Genomic DNA, 21,498 nt, shown 5'->3' with positions numbered 1-21,498 from the left:
ACCTAGGAAGACGGTGCGTCAGGCGGATTGTGAGTTTCCAGAAAGCTCACTACCGCCTGCAGCATCTGCAGCCGCGTCTGGCCCCTGGACAGGAAGTGATCCTCCCCATCCAGGGGGACCAGGTCGACTGGCTTGCCCGCCGCGTTTAGCGCCTGGGCCATGTCCCGGCTCTGGTCGAAGGGAACGATGGTGTCGTCCTTGCCGTGAACCAGAAGAACCGGCGCCTCTACGCGATCAACCAGAAGCGCTGGCGACTTGGCCCGAAGGACCGGGTCGCGATCATCCTCAGAGCCCATGAACCTGTTCCAGTACCGTTGGGCGGCGACCCCCTTTTGCGTCTTGGACCACAGGACGAACTTTCTGAGATCCGACAAACCGGCCACGGAGGCGGCGCAGCGGTAGACGCCGGGATCCAGGGTGACGCCCGCCAAGGCCGCATAGCCGCCATAGCTGGCGCCCACGATGCAGACCCGCTTGGGATCAATGACGCCATCGGCGGCAAGGTGGGCGACTCCATCGGACAGGTCGGTCTGCATCTTGCCGCCCCATTCGCCGAACCCAGCCGTCAGGAATTCAGGACCAAAGCCTGCCGAACCCCGATAATTCACCTGCAGAACGGCATAGCCCCGCGAAGCGAGCGCCTGGGCCCACCAGTCGAAGCCTGGCGTGTCCCGCACGGCCGGCCCGCCATGGGGCAGGACGATCAGCGGCAGGCTCCGGGCCGCCTTGCCTTTGGGCGCCGTCAGGTATCCGCTGAGAGCCAGTCCATCGCGGGCCTTGAAGGCGACCGGCTGCACCGGTGACAGGTCGGCTGGGCCCAGCCGGCCATAGACCTGGCCGATCCAGTCAGCCTTGCGGCGCTTCAGATCGACGAGAGCGTAGGCTGGCCCCTCGCCTGGCGAATCCACCCGGACCACGATCCGTGAGCGATCCTGCGACCAGTCGGCCAGGCTCACCCGCTCTCCCGGATAGGCGGCGGCGATCGCCTTCCATACGGCCTGGTCGGCCGGATCAAAAAAGTGGACGATGTCTTCATCGCCCACCATCCGGCGGTGGCCGATCAGGAGTTGGCTCTGCGGATCATAGATCGGGTTCGAATCACCCGGCGCGAAGACCTCGCCCCAGGCGTGGTCGTCGATCTGATATTCGCGCAGGCCTCCCTCGCCCTCATGCCAACCCGCCACCAGAAGACTCCGCGGGTCGCGACCAAAGCCCAGCAAGACTGGCGGTTCGTTCAGACGGGTGGTGGATAGCACCTCGGGCCAATCGCGGCCTTGGGCGACCCGCAGCACCCAGCGGCCTGTGCGCCCTTCATACTCGGTCGTGGCGATGGGCGTCCCGTCCGCCGCCACCAGCCATTCGCGGGTGTCGCGCATTCCGCCATGGACCAGCCTTGAGCGACCGCCGCGGTTGAGATCGACCTCATAGAGCGCCGTGCGCCCTCGGCCGTCGCTTCCGAAGTGGACGCCCGTGAGGAACAGACGCGGCTCGCCCTCGACCAGCCGGACTTCGGGAGGCGCGGCGATGATGTTCAGGCCCCCAGCGGCGTCATCGAGCAGGTGCATGAGCTTGTCGCGCTCAAGGTCGTAGGCGAACTGAATAAAGCGCTCGCTACGCGGGGCGATGACCCCACCACCGATGCGGCTGGTCACCGAAGTGGTCACCAGGAGGAAGCGTGAGCCTGCCCAGGACAGGCCGCGCGCCTTGGCTTCGCCGATCAGGATGCTCCGGGTCGCGCCGCTGTCGACGGTCTTCAGCAGGATCGCCCGGTCTTCGCCATTGGTGACGATCATCGCCACCTGCGCGCCATCCGGCGAGATCGAGGCCATTTCGATATCAGGGAGGCGGCCATAGGCCTCCAACGGCGCCGCCTGAACCGACGCCACGGCGCACAGGGCCGCCAACAGCCCCAGCAAGGCTCGCATGCACGTCAAGATCGCCCCCTAACACCACCCAACCCACGGTGGCGGAAGGCTCGCACCACATCAACCCGCGCCTTGAGTGTTTTAGTTGACCTCGGTCTTCTTGGGCGGCTCTGGCGGCAGGGGCGCGACGGGCACGCCGTCCTCGACCAGGGCCTTCACCTCGGCCGGCGTGGCCTGGCCATAAATGCCGCGGTCCTCGGACCTGCCCTCATGGATGGCGCGGGCCTCCTTGGCGAAGGCGTCGCCGACATCGTCGAAGTTTTCTTCCACGTGGCGGCGCACCTTGCTCAGCGCCTCCATCATCACCGCCCGGGCCTTGGGCGGCAGGTCGGGCGTGTTGCGCTTGGTGCCCGCCACGGCCGGAGCCATGATCTGCTTGCGCACCTCGCGCACACCGCAGACCGGGCATTCCAGCAAGCCCCGGGCCTTCTGGTCGTCGAAATCGCTCGACGCCGAGAACCAGCCCTCGAACTCGTGGCCGTGATCGCAGGCCAGGGCGTAGCGGATCATATCGCCGCGGGTCCGGAGAAGGCCCGCGCATTGGCCAGGGCCGGAATCGCGGCACGGGCCTTGGCGACCTGATCCAGGTCGAGGTCGGCGAACAGCACCCCAGGCTCATCGTGATCGAGCTGGCCGATCACCTCGCCCCAGGGCGAGACCACCAGGCTGTGGCCATAGGTGCCGCGGCCGTCCTCATGGAAGCCGCCCTGGGCCGGGGCGATAACAAAGCTGCCAGTCTCGATGGCCCGGGCGCGCAACAGCACCTCCCAGTGCGCCGCCCCGGTCGAGCGGGTGAAGGCGGCCGGGGTGGTCAGGATCTGGGCCCCGGCCAGGGCGAGCGCCCGATGCAGGGCCGGGAAGCGCAGGTCGTAGCAGATGGTCAGGCCGAGCTTCGCGCCCTGCGCCGTGGCCGTGACGGCGACATCGCCCGGCGCATAGGTGGCCGATTCCCGGACGCGCTCTCCGCTGGGCAGGTCCACGTCGAACATGTGCAGCTTGTCGTAGGTCGCCGTGATCTCGCCGTCAGGGTTGATTAGGGCGCTGCGGTTGGCGCACAGGCCATCCTCGCGCTTGACCAGGGCCGAGCCGATCAGGATGGCGACGCCCGAAGCGCGCGCAACATCCTGCAGGGCGACCACGACCGGATCCTCCTCCAGGGCGCGCAACTGCGGCAGCAAGGCCTCGCGGTCCTTCTGCAGGATGTTGGTTCCCTCCGGCGTCGCGATCAGCTGCGCCCCGCCCTCGGCCGCCTGGCGGACCAGGAGCAGAACGTGTTCGAGGGCCGACGCCTGGCTGGCTGGCGTGCGGGTCTGGACGAGGGCGACGCGGAGCATCATGCGATCAGGCTTCAGGCGCCCTGCAGCAGGGTGTCGAGTTCGCCCGCGCGCTCCAGGTCCATCATGTCATCGCAGCCGCCGATGTGGCGCTCGCCGATGAAGATCTGCGGGAAGGTGGTCCCGCCGCCGGAGCGCTGGACCATTTCCTGGCGCTTCTCGGGATCGAAAGCAGCCTCGATCTCGGTGAACTCCACACCCTTCTTTTCCAGCAGGGTCAGGGCGCGCACGCAGTAGGGGCAGTAGGGCTTGGTGTAGATGGTGACGTTTGGCATGGCGGGGATAAGGGGCTTCCCTGATCAAATGTCCAGACCTTGGCCGTGCGGCTGCAGGTCACGAGGAGGTGGCGGCCGCCTTGACGCGCGCCACCACGGCGAGATCGACACGGGCCGCTCCGGCCGCGAGCAGGGCCCGCGCGCAGCCTTCGGCGGTGGCGCCTGTGGTCAGAACGTCGTCGACGAGCAGGATGTTGCGTCCAGCCACCTGATGGGCTCGCCCCGGCGGCACGACGAAGGCGCCGGCGACATTGCGCTTGCGGCCCGATCCGGACTTGCCGCCCTGGCTCTCTGTCGCTCTTCGGCGCACCAACACGTCGGGCAGGTAGGGCCGGTCCCGCAGGCGGGCGAGGCCGCGGGCGATCTCGGCGGCCTGGTTGAACCGGCGAGAAAACAGCCGCGATGAATGCAGCGGCACCGGCGTGATGGCGGAGGCCTCCTCCACCAGTCCGTCGGCCGCCCGCGACAGCCAGCGGGCGAACAGCGGCGCCAGGTCCTGCCGGTCGGCGTGCTTGAGCTGCAGGATCGGATCGCGAGAGGTCTCGTCATAGACACAGGCCGCCCTGGCGCGGGAGAAAGCCCGCGGCCGCGCCTCGCAGGCGGCGCAGCGCACGCCCGGCCCGAGCGAAAATTCGAACGCCGCCCCGCAACCGTCGCAGACCGGCCCGTCCAGGAAGGTGATCCTCATCCAGGCTTCCGCCGAGAGCCCTGGCGACAGGGGCCGCGGCCCCACATCCAGGGCCTGTGGCGGAAACACCAGGTCGAGCAGGTCGCGCCCGGCCGATTTCAGCCGCGCCCCTGGTTTCCACGCGAGCCCCGAAAGGCCATCTTGCAGGCTCATGTCACCCAACCCGCCCCGACTGTTCGACCGCAGCCTTGTGCGCAAGCACCTGGACCGCGCCGCCCCGGCCTTTGAAGCCGCCGACTTCCTGCACCGCCGCGCCTCAGAGGACGCGGTGGAGCGCCTGGAGGCGATCATGCGCGACTTCCCCCTGGCCGTCGATCTCTCGGCGCGGCGGGGCGCGTTCGCCAAGGCTCTGAGCCAGAGCGACGCCAAGGCCCGGGTCGGTCTGGTGGTCGAGGCCGATCTTTCGGACGCCATGCTGAAGGGCCGGCCGGGACCGCGCCTGGTGGCCGATGAGGAGCGCCTGCCCTTTGCGGCCAGCAGCCTGGACCTGGCCATCTCCACCTTCGGCCTCCACTGGACCAATGATGTGGTCGGCGCCCTGATTCAGATCCGCCGGGCGCTTAGGCCAGACGGCCTGTTCATCGGCGCCTTCCTGGGGGGCTCGACCCTGTTCGAGCTGCGCCGCTCGCTGATCGACGCCGAGGCCGAACTGACCGGCGGCGCCGGCAGCCGCATCTCCCCCTTCGCCGACGCCTCGGACGCGGCTGGCCTATTGCAGCGGGCGGGCTTCGCCCTGCCGGTCGCCGATGTGGACCGGGTGACCGTGCGCTACGCCCATCCGCTGAAGCTGCTGGCCGACCTGCGCCAGATGGGCGAGACCAACGCCCTGGCTGATCGTCACCCTCGGCGCTTGAGCCGGGCGGTGCTGGGACGGGCCTTCGAGCTCTATGTGGAACGGTTCGGCGAAAAGGACGGCCGCGTCCCGGCCACCTTCGAAATCCTCACCCTCACCGGCTGGGCGCCGCACGCCAGCCAGCAGCAGCCCCTGAAGCCGGGCTCGGCCAAGATGCGCCTGGCCGAGGCCCTGGGGGTCGAGGAGAACCCGCTGCCGCGGGACGAGGATTAGACGAGCGCGTCCGAGACGCTGATCAGCAGGGCGTAGATCTGGGCGCGGAGCACGCCTGCGGCGGTGATGATCACCAGGCCGAGCACGGCCGCCAGCAGGGCGTATTCGATGGCGGTGGCGCCGGACGCGTCCTGGGCGAACCGCTTCAGATCATGTCGCGCAGCCAGGCCACCAGGGGCGCGTCGGCCGGCGGCATCGGATAGTCGCTGAGCTTGTTGGGCTTCACCCATGCGAGAGCCTTGTGTTCCTTGGCGGTGACGAAGCCGCTCCAACGCCGACACAGATAAAGTGGCATGAGCAGGTGAAAGGACTCATAACCGTGGCTGGCGAACACGAAGGGCGCCAGGCAGGCATTGGTCACCTGGATGCCCAGCTCCTCGTCCAACTCACGGATCAGGCAGGCCTCGGGCGTCTCGCCGGTCTCGACCTTGCCGCCGGGAAACTCCCAGAGCCCGGCCAGTTGCTTGCCCTCAGGGCGCTGGCAGATCAGCACGCGGCCATCGGTGTCGATCAGGGCCGCGGCGGCGACCAGGAGTATGGGCTTTTCGGTCATGCCTCTCCTTTCCGCGCCTCTGCTGCAAATGCAACAGGGCGAGACAAACTGAGACCCCGCAGGCCGCGCCGACGACTTTGGGTTGACTTCGCACCTGCGAAAGACGATGTGTGCCTTGCGCCCTGATTGGCGCTATCGGTGCTCCAGCCCGCGTGAGGGCCTCCTGAAACGGAGGTTCGGCCTGTTGAGCGCCAGAAGAGATCGCATAGATCGCCCCGCCACGCGGGGGCTTTCCCCAAACTGACCCGCGTCCCGCGACCCTTGCACAGCAAGCGGCCGCCTTCGGCGCACTCCGAAAGACTGTAAGTCACTTGACCCAATTTTCTGAACTCGGCCTGGCCAAGCCTTTGCTGAAGGCCCTGGCCGACCAGGGCTATGAGACCCCGACCCCGATCCAGGCCAAGGCCATTCCGGGCGTGCTCTCCGGCCGTGACATCCTGGGCATCGCCCAGACCGGCACCGGCAAGACCGCCGCCTTCGCCCTCCCCATCCTCCACCGCCTGGCGGCCGACCCCAAGCCTGCGCCCCGTCGCGGCTGCCGGGTGCTCGTCCTATCGCCGACCCGCGAACTGGCCACCCAGATCGCCGAGAGCTTCCGCACCTATGGCCAGCATCTCGGCCTGACCGTCACCGTGATCTTCGGCGGCGTGAAGTATGGCGGCCAGATGCGCGCCATGGCCCCCGGCGTCGACGTCCTCGTCGCCACGCCGGGCCGCCTGATCGACCATCTGGGCGAGAAGACCGTCACCCTGCAGGGGGTCGAAACCTTCGTCCTCGACGAAGCCGACCAGATGCTGGACATGGGCTTCATCGTCCCGATCCGCCGCATCGTGAAGCACATCCCCGCCCAGCGGCAGAACCTGTTCTTTTCCGCCACCATGCCCACCGAAATCGGCAAGCTGGCTGGCGAACTCCTGAAGGACCCGCTCAAGGTCTCGGTGACCCCCCAGGCGACCACCGTGGAGCGCATCAGCCAGAAGGTTCTGTTCGTCGAGCAGACCCGCAAGCGCGCCCTGCTGGCCGAGCTGTTCGCCGAGAAGGACTTCAAGCGCGTCATCGTCTTCACCCGCACCAAGCGCGGCGCCGACCGCGTGGCCAAGACCCTGGAACAGGGCGGCGTGGAAGCCTCGGCCATCCACGGCGACAAGAGCCAGGGCCAGCGTGAACGGGCGCTGGCGGACTTCAAGGCGGGCAAGATCCGCGCGCTTGTGGCCACCGACATCGCCGCCCGCGGCATCGACATCGACGCCGTCAGCCACGTGGTTCAATACGAACTGCCCAACGTGCCGGAAGCCTATGTCCACCGGATCGGCCGTACGGCCCGAGCCGGCGCCGATGGCTCGGCCATCGCCTTCTGTGCCGACGACGAGCGGAACCTGCTGCGCGACATCCAGAAGGTCACGCGCCAGACCATCCCGTCCTTCGACCGCCGCAACGACAAGGCCCTGGCCCTGATGACCAAGGCCATCGCCGACGTCACGCCGGAAGAACCCCGTCAGGCCTCGGGTCGCTCGCGCGATCCGCGCAATGACGTGCCCGCCGCCCTGCGCCAGACCCGTAACCGGCGTCCCGACCAGGGTCGTGGCGGCGGCGAAGGCCGCGGCGGCGGTCAGCCCCGCCGCGATGGCGCCAAGCCGGCTCAGGCCGCCAAGGCGGCCGCCGGCGGCGATCGCTTCCGCGGTCCCAAGCGCGAAGGCGCCCCCAAGGCCTGGAGCCCGATCGACTAGATCGCGCTCTGCTCACCTCTGCAGCACGGACGGCGACCTGATCGCCGTCCGTGCGTTGCTGTCTGGGCGACAACAGGACCACCGAGCCTTGATGACTCTGAGAACCACCCTGCGCGCAGCCACGCGCCAGGATCACGATCGCGTCGACCGATTGGGCGGCGCTTTCGATCTGGCCAGCCCCGAGGGCTACGGCGCCTTTCTCCTGGGCCACGCCGCCGTGCTGCCGCCCCTGGAGGCGGCGCTGGACGCCGCCCCACCCCAAGACCTGCCGCCCAGCTGGCCTGAACGCCGCCGCGCGGGGGCGTTGCTGGCCGACCTGGCCGAACTGGGCTTCGAAGCGCCCGCCCCCGCTCTCATCCCCGCCCCAACCAACGCGGCCGAGCGCGTAGGCGCGCTCTACGTCCTGGAGGGTTCGCGCCTGGGCGGAGCCCTCCTGCGCCGCCGGCTGGCCGAGGCGCAGCCTGCGGCGCCCATCGCCTATCTCGCCCACGGCCAGGGCGAGCCCCTCTGGCGCACCTTTCTGGAATGGCTCGACAGTCGCGACCTCGACCCCGCCGAGACGGCCGCCGCCGTGGATGGGGCGCGGGGCGTCTTCGCCGCCTTCGAGGCCGGGTTCACAGCCGTCGCCCCGACGTCGGCCTGAGCCGAGCGACCCCCGAAAGCGTCCGCTACCCGACAGACCTGAGCCCCGACTTCCTATTGTATTGGCGGTGAAGCTCCCCCGCCGACGCCTGTCCCCGCACGCGTCCCCCTCCCCCCTGGAATTGGAACGTTTGCGGCCTTGACCGATGTCGACCTGACGAACTGTGATCGGGAACCGATCCATCTGCTGGGCGCGATCCAGCCGTTCGGCTTCCTGCTGGCGGTCACCCGCCAGTGGATGGTGGCGCACGCCTCCGACAACGCCCAGGGCTTCCTGGGGCAGGCCGCCGAAGACCTCATCGGGCGATCCCTGACAGAGGTCCTCGACGGGCACGCCGTGCATGAAATCCGCGGCCGGCTGCAGATCATGCGGGGCGCCGATTCCGTGGAGCGGGTGTTCAACCTGGCCCTGCAGGCCGGCGGCGAGCCCTTCGACGTGGCGGTCCATTATTCGGGCGACCTGCTGATCATCGAGGCCGAGCCGAGCCGGGCCGAATCCTCGCTGGAGGCGGCCTCGGCCGTACGCTCCATGGCCAATCGCGTGGCCGAGCGGAAAACGATCGAAGACATCGTCCACGAAGCCGCCCGCCAGGTGCGCGCCCTGACCGAATTCGACCGGGTGATGGTCTATCGCTTCGACCACGACGGCGCCGGCGAGGTGATCGCCGAGTCCGTGCGGCCGGGCATCGGCTCGTTCCTCGGCCAGCGCTATCCGGCCTCGGACATCCCCCAGCAGGCGCGCGCCCTCTATGAGCGGAGCTGGCTGCGGATCATCGCCGATATCGACGCCGAGACGCCGAAGGTCCGCCCCGCCCTGGGCCCCAGCGGCGGCCCGCTGGATCTCTCCATGTCCATGCTGCGGGCGGTCTCGCCGATCCACATCGAATATCTCCGCAATATGGGCGTCGGCGCGTCGCTCTCCATCTCCATCCTGCGCCAGGGCAAGCTTTGGGGCCTGTTCGCCTGCCACCACTATGGCCCCCACCACGTCTCCTATGAGCGGCGCACGGCGGCCGAGCTGTTTGGCCAGATCTTCTCCTACATGCTGGAAAGCCGCGAACAGGAGACCGAGGCCCGCCATGTGGAGCGGGCGCGAAACCTGCACGATCGCCTGGTCAGTTCGGTGGCGACAGCTTCGGGGCCGGCCAGTCTCACACCCTTCCTCGGCGAGCTGTGCAGCCTGGCCGGCTGTGAGGGCGTGACCCTTCACATGGGCGGCCAGACGACCAGCCACGGCGCCAGCCTGGACGCCGACCGGCTCAAGATCCTGGTCGGCTTCCTGGACGACCACGCCACGCGGGGGGTGTTCCACACCCATCACCTGGCCGCGCACCTGCCGGAGGCCAAGACCTGGCAAGACGCCGCCGGGATCATCGCCGTGCCCCTGTCGCGGGAGCCGGGCGACTATCTGATCTTCCAGCGTGGGGAGGTCGTCCGCGAGGTGGCCTGGGCCGGCGATCCCAACAAGGCGGTCACCGTCGGCCCGCTCGGCGCCCGCCTGACCCCGCGACAGAGTTTCGAGACCTGGAAGGAGACCGTCCGAGGTCAGTCCCGCCCCTGGTCGGCCTCGGAGCTTGCGGCGGTGGACAGCCTGCGGCTGACGCTTCTGGAAGTGGTCATGCGGCTGACCGATCTGGCCAACGCCGAGCGGGGCAAGGCCCAGCATCGGCAGGAAGTTCTGATCGCCGAGCTGAACCACAGGGTGCGCAACATCCTGGGCCTGATCCGCGGCCTGATCTCGCAGAGCCGCGATGGCGCGACCACCGTCCAGCAATTCTTCGACGTGGTCTCGGGCCGGGTCCAGGCGCTCGCCCGCGCCCATGATCAGATCACCCAGCAGCACTGGGGTCCCGGGGCCCTGACCGACCTGATCCGCGGGGAGGCGGAGGCCTATCTGGCCGCCAAGGCCGACCGGCTGATCCTGTCGGGCCCCGACGTGCTGATCGAACCCCAGGCCTTCTCGACCCTGTCGCTGGTCATCCATGAACTGGTGACCAACTCGGCCAAGTACGGCGCCCTTTGCGACAGCCGCGGCGAGGTGCATGTGAGCTGGACCACCGATGCGTCCGGCGCGCTGGACCTGGCCTGGCGTGAACAGGGCGGGCCGACGGTCAAGGCGCCCACCCGGCGGGGGTTCGGCTCGACCATCATCGAACGCTCCATCCCCCATGAGCTGGGCGGCGAGGCTGAGGTGACCTTTGATCCTGCGGGCCTGCGGGTGGCGTTGCGGGTGCCGGGGCGCTTCGTCGTGGAGGGCCGTGCGGCCGATCCTGGCAAGGCCGTCGCCCCCGTGGCCGATGAGCGACCGCCCCGACCGAACCATGTGCTGGTGGTCGAGGACAACATGATCATCGCGCTGGATCTGGAAGGCGTGCTGCTGAAGCTCGGCGCCAGCCAGGTCAGCATGGCCTCCAACGTCGCCGCCGCCCTTGAAGCCATCGCCGCCGATCGGCCCGACTTCGCCTTCCTCGACCTGAACCTGGGAGAGGAGACCAGCCTGCCGGTGGCCGAGCAGCTACAGGCCGAGAAGATTTCCTTCGCCTTCGGCACCGGCTTCGGCGATCAGGCCGACCTGCCCGAGCACCTTTCCGCCGTGCCGATCATAAGCAAGCCCTACTCCGAAAAGGCCCTGCGCGACGTGCTCAAGGCGGCGTCATCTCAGCGCCGCTGAAGGCGCTTCAGGAGCGGTAGTCGCCGTTGATGGCCACATACTGCTTGGTCAGGTCGCAGGTCCACATGCTGGCGCTGGCGCGACCGACACCCACGTCGATGAAGACCTCAAGCTCCTGCCGCTTCATGTAGGCGCTCATCTTGGCCTCGTCATAGGTGGGCGCAATCAGGCCATCCTGCGCAGCCCAGTGCTCCCCGAAGCGGACCAACAGCGCGTCGCGGTTCACGGGCTCGTCGGCCCGGCCGACGGCCATGACGATCCGACCCCAGTTGGCGTCCTCGCCGGCGAAGGCGGTCTTGACCAGGGGGCTTTCGGCGACGGTGCGAGCGATCTTGCGGGCGGAGATGGGATTCTCGGCGCCGGCGACGGTAATCTTGACGAACTTGGTCGCCCCCTCCCCGTCCCGGACCAGCTGCTGGGCCAGGTCCATCAGGACGCCCTCCAGCTTGTCGCGGAAGTCGGCCAGGCGCTTGTCGCCGGCCCGGGTGATCTTGGGCGCGCCGGACTGGCCGGTGGCGAACAGCATCAGGGTGTCGTTGGTCGAGCGGTCGCCGTCCACCGTCACGCAGTTAAAGGTGGTGCGCACATAGAGGTTCACCAGGCTCTGCAGCGCGGGCGCGGCGATGGCCGCGTCGGTGACCACGAAGGCCAGCATGGTGGCCATGTCCGGGGCGATCATCCCCGAACCCTTGCAGATGCCGGCGATCCGAACCTTGGTTCCGTCGATCTCGGCCTCGGCCACTGCGCCCTTGGGAAAGGTGTCGGTGGTCATGATGGCCCGGGCGGCGCCGGCCCAGCCGTCCGGCGACAGCTTCTGCTCCACCTCGGGCAGGCGCTGGGTGATCTTGGCGTCGTCCAGCAGCACGCCGATGACGCCGGTGGAGGCCACCATCACGTCCCGCTGACGGCAATCGAACCGCTTGGCGACGGCCGATGCGACCCGCCGCACGGCGTCAGCGCCCGGCTTGCCGGTGAAGGAATTGGCGCAGCCGGCATTGACCACCAGGGCGCGGACCTCGGTCCCCTTGGTGGCGGCCAGTTGTTTCTGGCACCAGTCGACCGGCGCCGAGCCCACCTTGTGGCGGGTGAAAACCCCGGCGGCGGTGGTCCCGGGATCGAAGCTCATGACCAGCAGGTCGTCGCGCTCATGCTTGTAGAAGCCGGCCCGGCCGGTCGCCAGCCGCACCCCGGCCAGGGGCGGCATGGTCGGAAACGGCACGACCAGGGGCGAAACGGGCAAGGCGCCCTTGGCGGGCTTCGGCGGCTGGGGCGTAGCCTCCAGGGCGCGGCTGGTCTTGTCGGCGCGCTTCAGAGCGGCCCGCTTGATGGCGCTGGCCAGGGGATCGAGGGCCCGCTCGATCGTCTGTCCCACGACCTCGGTGACGCTTTCGGTCGCGCGGGGCGCAGGCTTGGCCGTCGTCGTCGCCGCGACGGGCTTCGGCGCCTTGGCGGTGTCGCTATCCTTGCGCGCCATTACTTGGCCTCAGGGCTTTTGGGGGCGGGAACCTTGGCGGCCGGCGCCGGCGTCTTGGCCGGCTCGGCGGCCTTGGGCGCTTCGGCCGCCGCATCGGCAGGCTCCACCGGCGCGCCGGGCACGGCCTCGCCGGCGCCGATCAGGGTCTCGACCTTGGCCCGACCCCGCAGCTTTTCCAGCAGGTCACGAACCTGGTCATAGGTGAGGAAGCGAATGATCTGGGGGCGCGCGGCCTCCAGGGTGATCGGCTCCTCCAGGCGACGGTCCTCAACCCGCACCACCGCCCAGCCGCCTTCGACCTCGAAGGGGCCGACGATCTCGCCGGTCTTGGCCGCCTTGAGAGCGCCCTCATAGGCTTCGGGCATGACGTCGGTGGTGAAGTAGCCGAGGTCGCCGCCGTTGAAGCGGGTGGCGGCGTCCGTGGAGCGCTCCATGGCCAGGGCCTCGAACGAGGCGCCGGTGGTCAGCAGGTTCTTCACCGCCTCGCCCTCTTCGGGCGTCGCCACCACGATCTGCCGCGCACGAATCTCCTCGGACTGACGCGCGAGCTTGAGCTGCTCCTGGTACAGGCCCCGGATCGCGTTTTCGTTGACGGCGTCCGAAACGACGCTCTCCACCAGCATGTCGCCCAGGATGCGCTCGCGGGCGGCGGCCAGACGGCGCTGGGCCACGGGATCCTCATCCAGATTGCGCGACAGGGCCTCGGCGGCCAGCAGCTTCTGGTCGATCACCTCGTCCAGCACCCGGCGGAAAAGATCGGAGGAAATGTCCAGGGGCTCGCCCTCGCCGATCAGGCCCTGGGCCACCGCCTCGCGCTTGACGTCAGAGGCCCAGACGGCTTTGCCATCGACCCGGGCGACGGCTTCATCCCCAGGCTGGGGCGGGCGATCGTCGCCCCCGCGATCGCCACAGGCGGCCAGGCTCAGGCCGACGACCATCATAAGGGCCGCCAAGCCTCCGAAACGAGAGGGCTTTTCAACGATCATAGGCTGCATCCCATGGGCCCGGGACGAGACCGCGGGCGCAGTCCGTCCCTAGCCATTTCCCTCGCGGGATGCAAAGGTTGCCGCGATCATCGCCAGGCGCCCGCATCACAAGTGGGCCGCCGGATCGCATTCATTTGGGAGAATTTTGTATGCGCGAAGCCGTTATCGTTTCCTATGCCCGCACGGGGCTCGCCAAATCGGGCCGCGGGGGCTTCAACATGACCCCGACCATGAGCATGGGCGCGCATGCGGTGAAACACGCCGTCGAGCGCTCGGGAATCGACGCTTCTGAGATTGAAGACTGCATTATGGGCAATGTGTCCCATGGCGCGGGCAATCTCGGGCGCCAGGTGGCCCTCCTCGCCGGCCTGCCGATCACCACCTCGGGCTCCACCGTCAACCGTTTCTGCTCCTCGGGCCTGAACACCATCGCCACGGCGGCCAACTATGTGCGCAACGACGGCGCCGACGCGGTCGTCGCCGGCGGCGTCGAGTCGCTGTCGATCCCCGGCGGCGGCGGCGGTCGCGACAACATCGACCCGGCCCTGGTGAAGCAGTACCCGGCCATCTTCATGCCGATGATCGACACCGCCGACATCGTCGCCGAGCGCTACAACATCAGCCGTGAGTACCAGGACCAGTACTCGCTGGAATCGCAGCAGCGTATGGCTGCCGCCCAGCAGGCGCAGAAGTTCAAGGACGAAATCGTCCCGATGAAGACCAAGATGAAGCAGGTCAACAAGGAGACGAAGGAAGAGACCATCGTCGACTACACGGTCGATCGCGATGAGTGCAATCGTCCCGACACCACCCTGGAAGGCCTGGCCAAGCTTCAGCCGGTCCGCGGCGAAGGCAAGTTCATCACCGCCGGCAACGCCAGCCAGCTGTCGGACGGCGCCGCCGCCGTGGTGATCATGGAAGCCAAGGCCGCCGAGAAGAAGGGCCTGAGCCCCATGGGCGCCTTCAAGGGTTGGGTCGTCGCCGGTTGCGAGCCCGACGAGATGGGCATCGGCCCGGTCTTCGCCATTCCGCGCCTGCTCGAGCGTCACGGCCTGAAGGTCGACGACATCGACCTGTGGGAGCTGAACGAAGCCTTCGCGTCGCAGTGCCTCTATTCCCGCGACCAGCTGGGCATCGACCCTGAGAAGTACAACGTCAATGGCGGCTCCATCGCCATCGGCCACCCCTACGGCATGACCGGCGCGCGCCTCGCGGGCCACATCCTGCAGGAAGGCAAGCGTCGCGGCGCCAAGAACGTCGTGGTGTCCATGTGCATCGGCGGCGGCATGGGCGCGGCCGGCCTGTTCGAAGTTTACTAAGACCTGACCACCGGATCCTCGGGGCGACAGCTGCGGCTTTCGCCCCGAGGACTTCCTTTACCGGTCCTGCGGTAGTTTTCCGTCTTCGTTCGTCTGTCCCGAACGCACCAGGCGCTTGGGATGACGATCTCGTCGATAGAACGCCACGAGGCCGTCATGAAGATCGCCACCGCCTTCAGCCTCGCCGATTGCGCCGAGCAGGCCGCATTCGAGACGTCCCGCGACCTGCACGGTCAGCTTGGGGGCGCGCCCCAACTCCTTGTTCTCTACGCCACCGAACACCGCGCCGAGCCCGCCCTCATCGCGGCGCTGAGCGCGCATCTGCCCGGCGTCCAGATCGTCGGCGGCACCTCCTGCGGGGGGGTGATGACCCAACAGGGCTTTCATAGCGGGCCGGATGGCGCAGTGGGCGTTCTGGGCCTCATCGACGCCGAGGGCGCCTATGGCGTCGGATCGGCGGCCCTGGGCGAGGACGCCCATGTCGCGGGCGCCGCGGCGGTGGAGCGCGCCCTGGTCGCCGCCGGGCGGGACTTCGAGATTCCCACCCTGGTCTGGTGCTGTCAGCCGCCGGGCTGCGAAGAAGGCGTGCTGGCCGGCGTTCAGTCCGTCATTGGCGCCCAGACGCCGATCATTGGCGGAAGCTCCGCCGACGAGGCGATCGCCGGCGCCTGGCGCCAGTTTTCCAGCGATGGCGTGCTGCAGGACCATGTGGTGATCGCCGTCCTCTTCCCCAGCAGGGCACATGGCGCCGCTTTCCAGAGCGGCTACGCCCCCACGGGCAAGTTTGGCGTGGTCACCCGCGCCCATGATCGCCAGGTTCTGGAGATCGACCATCGGCCCGCGGGCGAGGTCTATGGCGGCTGGACCTGCGGCGCGGTCGGCGGCGCCGGCGCCATCCTGGCCAAGAGCACCCCGACCCCGCTGGGACGGGTCGCCGCCGAGGTCCAGGGCGTGCCCATGTTCGTCCTGTCCCACCCGGCCCTGCTGGGCGTGGCCGGCGACCTTTCCCTGTTCACCGACATCAGCGAGGGCGACGTCGTGCACCTGATGCGCGGCTCTCCGGAATCCCTGGTCAAACGGGCCGGCCTGGTGGTCGAGGACGCCTGCGCCATGGGCGGATGGGCCGGCGCCGAAAGTCTGGGCGGCCTGATCATCTATTGCGGCGGCTGCATGCTGCATGTTCGCGACCAGATGGATGCGGTGGTCGAAGAGGTACGCCGCGCCATGCCCGGCGCGCCGTTCCTCGGCGCCTTCACCTTCGGCGAGCAGGGCGCGATCGTCGACAGCTGCAACCGGCACGGCAACCTGATGGTCTCGGCCCTGACCTTCGGCTGATGATGCTCGACCTGGATAAAGAACAGCTCCGCGAGGCTCTGGCCTCGGCCAAGCAGATCGAGGCGTCCCTGCGTGAGCGCCTGCGCGAGCAGGACCTGGTGCTCAGCGGGCTCGAGGCGCTCCAGGGCGAGGAGGATCCGGCTGTCTTGCAGGCGCGGGTCTTCGACCTGCTGAGCCGCAGCGTGGCGTTCAATCTGGCCCTGGTGCTTGAACCCGAGGGCGAAGGCTTCGTCTGCACCGCCGCCACCGATCAGGCCGCCGTGGGCGCGCGCTGGCCCGGCGGCGGCTTCTTCAGCCGCGTGGCCCACGGCCGGGCCGCCGTGACGCCCGACAATCGCCGCGTTCCCGAATGGGGCCAGTGCGACGGCCTCTCGCCCCTGCCCGGGGCCGGCATCTACGCGCCCATCCTGGCGGCGTCCGGTCCCGGCCTGCTGGTGCTCTGCTCTCACCAGCCCGGAGCCTACAGCGCCCGGGACGGCGCGCTGGTCTCACGGCTGAGCCTGCTGGTCTCCCAGACCCTGGCGGCGGCCCAGCGCCGACGTCTTTCCGACGCCGCGCGCTCGGCCGACATCGCCCGCAAGGCCGCCGTCGAGGCCAGCGAGGCCAAGTCCCGCTTCCTGGCCAATATGAGCCATGAGATCCGCACGCCGCTCAATGGCGTCACGGCGGTGGCCGACCTGCTCGCCATGACCGAACTCGCCCCGCGGCAGCAGGAGATGGCCCAGCTGATCGCCCAGTCGGGGCGGATGCTGGAGCGGCTACTGAACGACGTGCTGGACTTCGCCAAGATCGAGGCCGGCCAACTGGACATCGAGCGCGAGCCCTTCGATCTCGGGCCTGCGCTGCACGCCATGATCGATCTCTTCGCCGCCAAGGCCGACGCCAAGGGCCTGGGATTCCGCGCGCATATTGATCCAAACGCAGCCGGCGTGTTCGAGGGCGACAGCCTGCGGGTGCGCCAGATCCTCGGCAATCTGCTCAGCAATGCGGTGAAGTTCACCGAGGCCGGCGAGGTGGCGCTCCATGTCTCGGCCGAGGATGGCCCTGAGGATGCGCTGATCACCCTGCGGGTCACCGACACGGGCTGCGGCTTCACGCCAGAGCGCGGCGCGCGGCTGTTCGACCGGTTCGAGCAGGGGGACGACTCGATCACCCGGCAGTTCGGCGGCACGGGTCTGGGCCTGGCGATTTCCCGTTCGCTCGCCGAGATGATGGACGGCGCCATCACCTGGCGCTCGACGCCCGGCCAGGGCTCAACCTTCGAGGCGACCTTCCGCGCTCGGCGGGCGCCAGACGCCGGACGGGCGGGGCCTGAGCCCGCAGCCCCCCGCCATGACCCGGACCTGAAGGTGCTGGTGGTCGAGGACAATCCCAATAATCGCCGGATCGTCGCCATGATCCTCGAACTGGTCCAGGCCCAGGCGACCTATGCCGAGAACGGCCAGGAGGGCCTGGACGCCTTCGCCCCTGGACGGTTCGACATCGTCCTGATGGATCTGCAGATGCCGGTCCTGGACGGTCTGAGCGCCATTCGGCGGATTCGGGCGCTGGAGCGGGTCGCCGCGGCGCCCCCGGTCCCCATCATCGCCCTGTCGGCCAACGCCATGACCCATCACGTGGCCGAGTCTCTGGCCGCCGGCGCCACCGCCCATGTGGCCAAGCCGATCCTGCCGGCCCGCCTGATCCAGACCATGGTCGGCCTGGTCCAGGATGGCGCCGGTCACAGGCCTGCCCAAGCCGCAGGCTGAGGCCCCTGTTCTGCGCTGTATGGCGCGCCTGCGTTGACACTGGGAGGGCCGCTGCTTAAGTCTCGGCCTCGCTCAAAGAGCGGGACTCCGGGCAGGCGAAGGTCAGACGGCGCGCCGTGCGAAACGCCCGCGACCCCGCATCGACTGCATTCTCGGACGCCCCCACACATGTTCTTCCAACGGCTCTTCGGCTCCGCACCCGACCGCAAGGTCAAGGCCTTCCAGGCCCGGGTCGCCAAGATCAACGCCTTCGAATCCCAGCTGGAGGCCCTCTCCGACGAGGCGCTGCGCGGCAAGACCGAAGAGTTCCGCGCCCGACTGGCCAAGGGCGAGACCCTCGACCAGCTCCTGGAAGAAGCCTTCGCCGTCGTGCGCGAAGCCTCCAAGCGCACCATCGGCCTGCGGCATTTCGACGTGCAGATGGTCGGCGGCATGGTTCTGCACCGAGGGGGCATCGCCGAGATGCGCACGGGCGAGGGCAAGACCCTGGTCGCCACCCTGCCGGTCTATCTCAACGCCCTTGAGGGCAAGGGCGTCCACGCGATCACGGTCAACGACTATCTCGCCCAGCGCGACGCCGAGTGGATGGGTCAGATCTACCGGTTCCTGGGCATGAGCGTGGGCGTGATCGTCCACGGTCTGTCGCAGGGCCAGCGTCAGGCCGCCTATCAGGCCGACATCACCTACGGCACCAACAACGAGTTCGGCTTCGACTATCTGCGCGACAACCTCGCCTATGAGATGAGCGAGATGGTCCAGCGGGGCCATAACTTCGTGATCGTCGACGAGGTGGACTCCATCCTGATCGACGAGGCCCGCACGCCGCTGATCATTTCCGGCCCCACCGAGGATCGGAGCGAGTTCTACAAAACCATCGATGTCCTAGTTAAGGAGCTGATCAAGGACCCCGAGAACTTCGACCTCGACGAGAAGCAGCGGCAGGTCCTGCTGACCGAGGCCGGTTCCGAACGCATCGAAGAGATGCTCGAGCAGAGCGGCCATCTGGTGGAGGATTCCGCCGGCCTCTACGACCCGGCCAACGTCTCGGCGGTTCACCATGTGAACCAGGCCCTGCGCGCCAACGTCCTCTACACCCGCGACAAGGACTATATCATCCGCGCCGGCGAGGTGGTCCTGATCGACGAGTTCACCGGCCGCATGATGCAGGGCCGCCGCCTGTCCGAAGGCCTGCACCAGGCCATCGAGGCCAAGGAGGGCGCCCGGGTTCAGCCCGAGAACCAGACCCTGGCCTCGGTGACCATCCAGAACTACTTCCGCCTCTACAAGAAGCTGTCGGGCATGACCGGCACCGCCTCGACCGAGGCCCAGGAATTCGGCGACATCTACAAGATGGAAGTCGTCGAGATCCCCACCAACCGGCCGGTCAGCCGGGAGGACGAGGACGACGAGGTTTATCGCACCGCCGCCGAGAAGAACCAGGCGATCCTCAAGCAGGTCGAGGAATGCTACGTCCGCGGCCAGCCGATCCTGGTGGGCACGGTCTCGATCGAGAAGTCCGAACTGCTGTCGGAAATGCTCAAGACCCACGTGTTCGAATACCAGGGCAAGAGCCAGACCGGCATTCCGCACAACGTCCTGAACGCCCGCTATCACGAGCAGGAGGCCCTGATCGTGGCCGACGCCGGCGTGCCGGGCGCGGTGACCATCGCCACCAACATGGCCGGCCGCGGCACCGACATCCAGCTGGGCGGCAGCATCGACCTGCGCCTGGCCAAGTGGCGCGATGAGCAGCGCGGTTTGGGCATCGAGCCCGACGCCGAGGCCGCCCAGGCCCGCCGCGACGAGATCGAGGCCGACATCGCCGATCTGAAGGCGAAATCCCTGGCCGCCGGCGGCCTCTATGTGCTGGGCACCGAGCGCCACGAGAGCCGGCGGATCGACAACCAGCTCCGCGGCCGGACGGGCCGCCAGGGGGACCCGGGCCGCTCGAAGTTCTTCCTCTCCTGCGAGGACGACCTGCTGCGCATCTTCGCCGGCGACCGGCTGGACTCGATCATGCGCACCTTCGGCGTCCAGGAAGGCGAGGCGATCACCCACAAGTGGCTGAACGGCGCCATCGCCACGGCCCAGAAGCGCGTCGAGCAGCGTAACTACGAAATCCGCAAGAACCTGCTCAAGTACGACGACGTGGTGAACGACCAGCGCAAGGCCGTGTTCGAGCAGCGCCAGGAGTTCATGGAGGCCGAGGACCTTACCGAGGTCATCGCCGAGATGCGCGCCGACACCATCGAGGACATGGTCAACCGCCATATGCCGCCCAAGGCCTATGCCGAGCAGTGGGATGTGGAAGGCCTGGACGAGCGGGTCCGCGAACTGCTGGGCCTGGAGCTGCCGGTCCGCGAATGGGCGGCCGAAGAGGGCATCGCCAACGAGGAGATCCACGAGCGGATCACCGCCGCCGCCGAGGCCCGGGCGGCCGAGCGCGAGGTGACGTTGAGCCCCGAGCGGATGCGGGTGCTGGAAAAGAGCTTCCTACTGCAGACCATCGACCTGCAGTGGCGCGAGCACCTGATGCACCTCGATCACCTGCGCAACGTCATCGGCCTGCGCGGCTACGGCCAGCGCGATCCGCTGAACGAGTACAAGACCGAGGCCTTCTCCCTGTTTGAGAAGCTGCTGACCGACCTGCGCCACAACGTCACCAAGTGGATGATGACCGTGGAGATCCAGGTGGAGGTTCCTGCGCCGCCCGCCCCGCCCGAGCGCCTGACCGAGGTTCACCTCGATCCTCTGACCGGCGAGAATGCGGCCACGGCCGGGGCCCTGCCCTCGGGCCTGGCGCGGGATCAGCGCGAGGCCCTGCCGATCTCGTCCCTGCCTGCAGGCTGGGAGCAGACGGGCCGCAACGCCCCCTGCCCCTGCGGCTCCGGCAAGAAGTTCAAGCACTGCCACGGGGCGCTGGTCTAGATGAACGCCCCCTTCCTGGAATGCCGGGGCCGGTGCCCCGTGTGTGAAGAGGAGGTCGTTTTTTCGTCGCCCGATTCCTGGCTGCGCGACGGGCTGAAGTGTTCGGCGTGCGGCTCCATCCCGCGGGAGCGCGCGCTGATGCGCGTGCTGGCGGAACTCGCCCCCGACTGGCGCCAGCTGGCGATTCACGAGAGCTCCGGGTGCTCGGTGTCCAGCAACCGCCTGCGCGAACAGTGTCCCGGCTATGTGGCGACCCAGTACGACCCGGCCACGCCCTGGGGCCAGACCCATCCGCACGGCTATCGCAGCGAGGACCTGGAGGCGCAGACCTTCGCCGACGAGACCTTTGACATCGTCGTCACCCAGGACGTGTTCGAACACATGTTCGCGCCGGACCGGGCCATTTCCGAGATCGGCCGGACCCTGAAGCCCGGGGGCTTCCACATCTGCACCGTGCCCATCGTCCGCAAGGCCGCCCCCTCGGTTCGTCGGGCGCGCCGGCGTGAAGACGGCTCAATCGAGCACTTGGCGTCCCCCGAGTATCACGGCAATCCCATGGACCCGGACGGCTCTCTGGTCACGGTCGACTGGGGCTATGACATCGCCGACTACCTGGATCAGGCGAGTGGCCTGTCGACCACGATCCACACCATTGACGACCTGAGCCATGGCATCCGGGCGGCCTATATCGAGGTGCTGGTTTCGCGGAAGGCATTCGCCTCCCAAGTCACCCTCGACGGCAGGATTGACGCCCGGCCGAGATCCCGTCCTGGGGCGTTCAAACGCTTGGTCCACCGCCTGCGGGGCTGAGCCCCCGACCCAACGGC

The 21,498-nt window shown here is 68.4% G+C and carries 18 protein-coding genes; 9 read left to right on the top strand and 9 right to left on the bottom strand.

What is annotated here, in order from left to right:
• Positions 1 to 2: 2 nt before the first annotated feature.
• The 5 genes from Q8L83_RS08915 to Q8L83_RS08895 form a co-directional block, all read right to left on the bottom strand.
• Positions 3 to 1,925: a S9 family peptidase gene (locus Q8L83_RS08915; RefSeq protein ID WP_305286186.1), complete on the bottom strand. Its 1,923-nt coding sequence runs from the start codon at positions 1,923 to 1,925 to the stop codon at positions 3 to 5.
• A gap of 81 nt (positions 1,926 to 2,006) precedes the next feature.
• A complete protein-coding gene (locus tag Q8L83_RS08910; protein WP_305286120.1) occupies positions 2,007 to 2,435 on the bottom strand; it encodes a DUF1178 family protein in 429 nt (142 codons plus the stop codon).
• The gene (locus tag Q8L83_RS08905; RefSeq protein WP_305286118.1) at positions 2,432 to 3,262 is read right to left on the bottom strand and encodes a carbon-nitrogen hydrolase family protein; all 831 of its coding nucleotides are present in this window, start codon (positions 3,260 to 3,262) and stop codon (positions 2,432 to 2,434) included. Before Q8L83_RS08905 ends, Q8L83_RS08910 begins: the two co-directional genes overlap by 4 nt.
• Before the next feature lie 11 nt (positions 3,263 to 3,273).
• Positions 3,274 to 3,534, bottom strand: a complete 261-nt coding sequence (gene grxC, locus Q8L83_RS08900; RefSeq protein WP_305286116.1) for a glutaredoxin 3 — start codon at positions 3,532 to 3,534, stop codon at positions 3,274 to 3,276.
• Between the two features lie 58 nt (positions 3,535 to 3,592).
• On the bottom strand, positions 3,593 to 4,375 hold the full coding sequence (locus tag Q8L83_RS08895) for a ComF family protein (RefSeq protein WP_305286114.1): 783 nt from the start codon (positions 4,373 to 4,375) through the stop codon (positions 3,593 to 3,595).
• On the opposite strand from Q8L83_RS08895, the gene Q8L83_RS08890 reads away from it, so the two are divergent.
• Positions 4,374 to 5,288 (top strand): methyltransferase domain-containing protein, encoded by a 915-nt coding sequence (locus Q8L83_RS08890; RefSeq protein WP_305286112.1) that lies wholly within the window; start codon positions 4,374 to 4,376, stop codon positions 5,286 to 5,288. The two genes, Q8L83_RS08895 and Q8L83_RS08890, sit on opposite strands and share 2 nt — an antisense overlap.
• Here Q8L83_RS08890 and Q8L83_RS18630 read toward each other — a convergent pair.
• The gene (locus Q8L83_RS18630; RefSeq protein ID WP_370868375.1) at positions 5,285 to 5,374 is read right to left on the bottom strand and encodes a hypothetical protein; all 90 of its coding nucleotides are present in this window, start codon (positions 5,372 to 5,374) and stop codon (positions 5,285 to 5,287) included. The genes Q8L83_RS08890 and Q8L83_RS18630 overlap by 4 nt on opposite strands.
• Before the next feature lie 59 nt (positions 5,375 to 5,433).
• Positions 5,434 to 5,841 carry an 8-oxo-dGTP diphosphatase MutT gene (gene mutT, locus Q8L83_RS08880; RefSeq protein WP_305286108.1) on the bottom strand — a complete coding sequence of 136 codons (408 nt, stop codon included), beginning with the start codon at positions 5,839 to 5,841 and terminating at the stop codon, positions 5,434 to 5,436.
• Between the two features lie 311 nt (positions 5,842 to 6,152).
• On the opposite strand from mutT, the gene Q8L83_RS08875 reads away from it, so the two are divergent.
• From Q8L83_RS08875 to Q8L83_RS08865, 3 genes are all read left to right on the top strand, one after another.
• A complete protein-coding gene (locus Q8L83_RS08875) occupies positions 6,153 to 7,568 on the top strand; it encodes a DEAD/DEAH box helicase (RefSeq protein WP_305286107.1) in 1,416 nt (471 codons plus the stop codon).
• Positions 7,569 to 7,659: 91 nt separating this feature from the next.
• Complete coding sequence (locus tag Q8L83_RS08870; protein ID WP_305286104.1) at positions 7,660 to 8,211, top strand: biliverdin-producing heme oxygenase; 552 nt, start codon at positions 7,660 to 7,662, stop codon at positions 8,209 to 8,211.
• Between the two features lie 138 nt (positions 8,212 to 8,349).
• Positions 8,350 to 10,881: an HWE histidine kinase domain-containing protein gene (locus Q8L83_RS08865; protein WP_305286102.1), complete on the top strand. Its 2,532-nt coding sequence runs from the start codon at positions 8,350 to 8,352 to the stop codon at positions 10,879 to 10,881.
• 7 nt (positions 10,882 to 10,888) lie between these two features.
• On the opposite strand, the gene argJ is transcribed toward Q8L83_RS08865, so the two are convergent.
• Both argJ and Q8L83_RS08855 read right to left on the bottom strand, forming a co-directional pair.
• Positions 10,889 to 12,355, bottom strand: coding sequence for a bifunctional glutamate N-acetyltransferase/amino-acid acetyltransferase ArgJ (gene argJ / locus Q8L83_RS08860; RefSeq protein WP_305286100.1), 1,467 nt, complete (start codon positions 12,353 to 12,355; stop codon positions 10,889 to 10,891).
• The gene (locus Q8L83_RS08855) at positions 12,355 to 13,296 is read right to left on the bottom strand and encodes a peptidylprolyl isomerase (RefSeq protein ID WP_305286098.1); all 942 of its coding nucleotides are present in this window, start codon (positions 13,294 to 13,296) and stop codon (positions 12,355 to 12,357) included. Before Q8L83_RS08855 ends, argJ begins: the two co-directional genes overlap by 1 nt.
• A 194-nt stretch (positions 13,297 to 13,490) precedes the next feature.
• On the opposite strand from Q8L83_RS08855, the gene Q8L83_RS08850 reads away from it, so the two are divergent.
• The 5 genes from Q8L83_RS08850 to Q8L83_RS08830 all read left to right on the top strand — a co-directional run bounded on the left by Q8L83_RS08850 (position 13,491) and on the right by Q8L83_RS08830 (position 21,481).
• Positions 13,491 to 14,660 (top strand): acetyl-CoA C-acyltransferase, encoded by a 1,170-nt coding sequence (locus Q8L83_RS08850; RefSeq protein WP_305286096.1) that lies wholly within the window; start codon positions 13,491 to 13,493, stop codon positions 14,658 to 14,660.
• A gap of 156 nt (positions 14,661 to 14,816) precedes the next feature.
• Positions 14,817 to 15,995, top strand: coding sequence for an FIST signal transduction protein (locus tag Q8L83_RS08845; protein ID WP_305286094.1), 1,179 nt, complete (start codon positions 14,817 to 14,819; stop codon positions 15,993 to 15,995).
• Positions 15,995 to 17,743, top strand: a complete 1,749-nt coding sequence (locus Q8L83_RS08840) for an ATP-binding protein (RefSeq protein ID WP_305286092.1) — start codon at positions 15,995 to 15,997, stop codon at positions 17,741 to 17,743. The genes Q8L83_RS08845 and Q8L83_RS08840 overlap by 1 nt, the downstream gene beginning before the upstream one ends.
• A 168-nt stretch (positions 17,744 to 17,911) precedes the next feature.
• The gene (secA, locus tag Q8L83_RS08835; protein WP_305286090.1) at positions 17,912 to 20,671 is read left to right on the top strand and encodes a preprotein translocase subunit SecA; all 2,760 of its coding nucleotides are present in this window, start codon (positions 17,912 to 17,914) and stop codon (positions 20,669 to 20,671) included.
• Between the two features lie 138 nt (positions 20,672 to 20,809).
• Entirely contained in the window at positions 20,810 to 21,481 is a 672-nt protein-coding gene (locus Q8L83_RS08830) for a class I SAM-dependent methyltransferase (RefSeq protein ID WP_305286087.1), read from the top strand.
• Positions 21,482 to 21,498 lie beyond the last annotated feature (17 nt).

Source organism: Phenylobacterium sp. (assembly GCF_030680185.1).
Lineage (GTDB): Bacteria > Pseudomonadota > Alphaproteobacteria > Caulobacterales > Caulobacteraceae > Phenylobacterium.
This window is presented reverse-complemented; position numbering and strand designations above follow the sequence as displayed.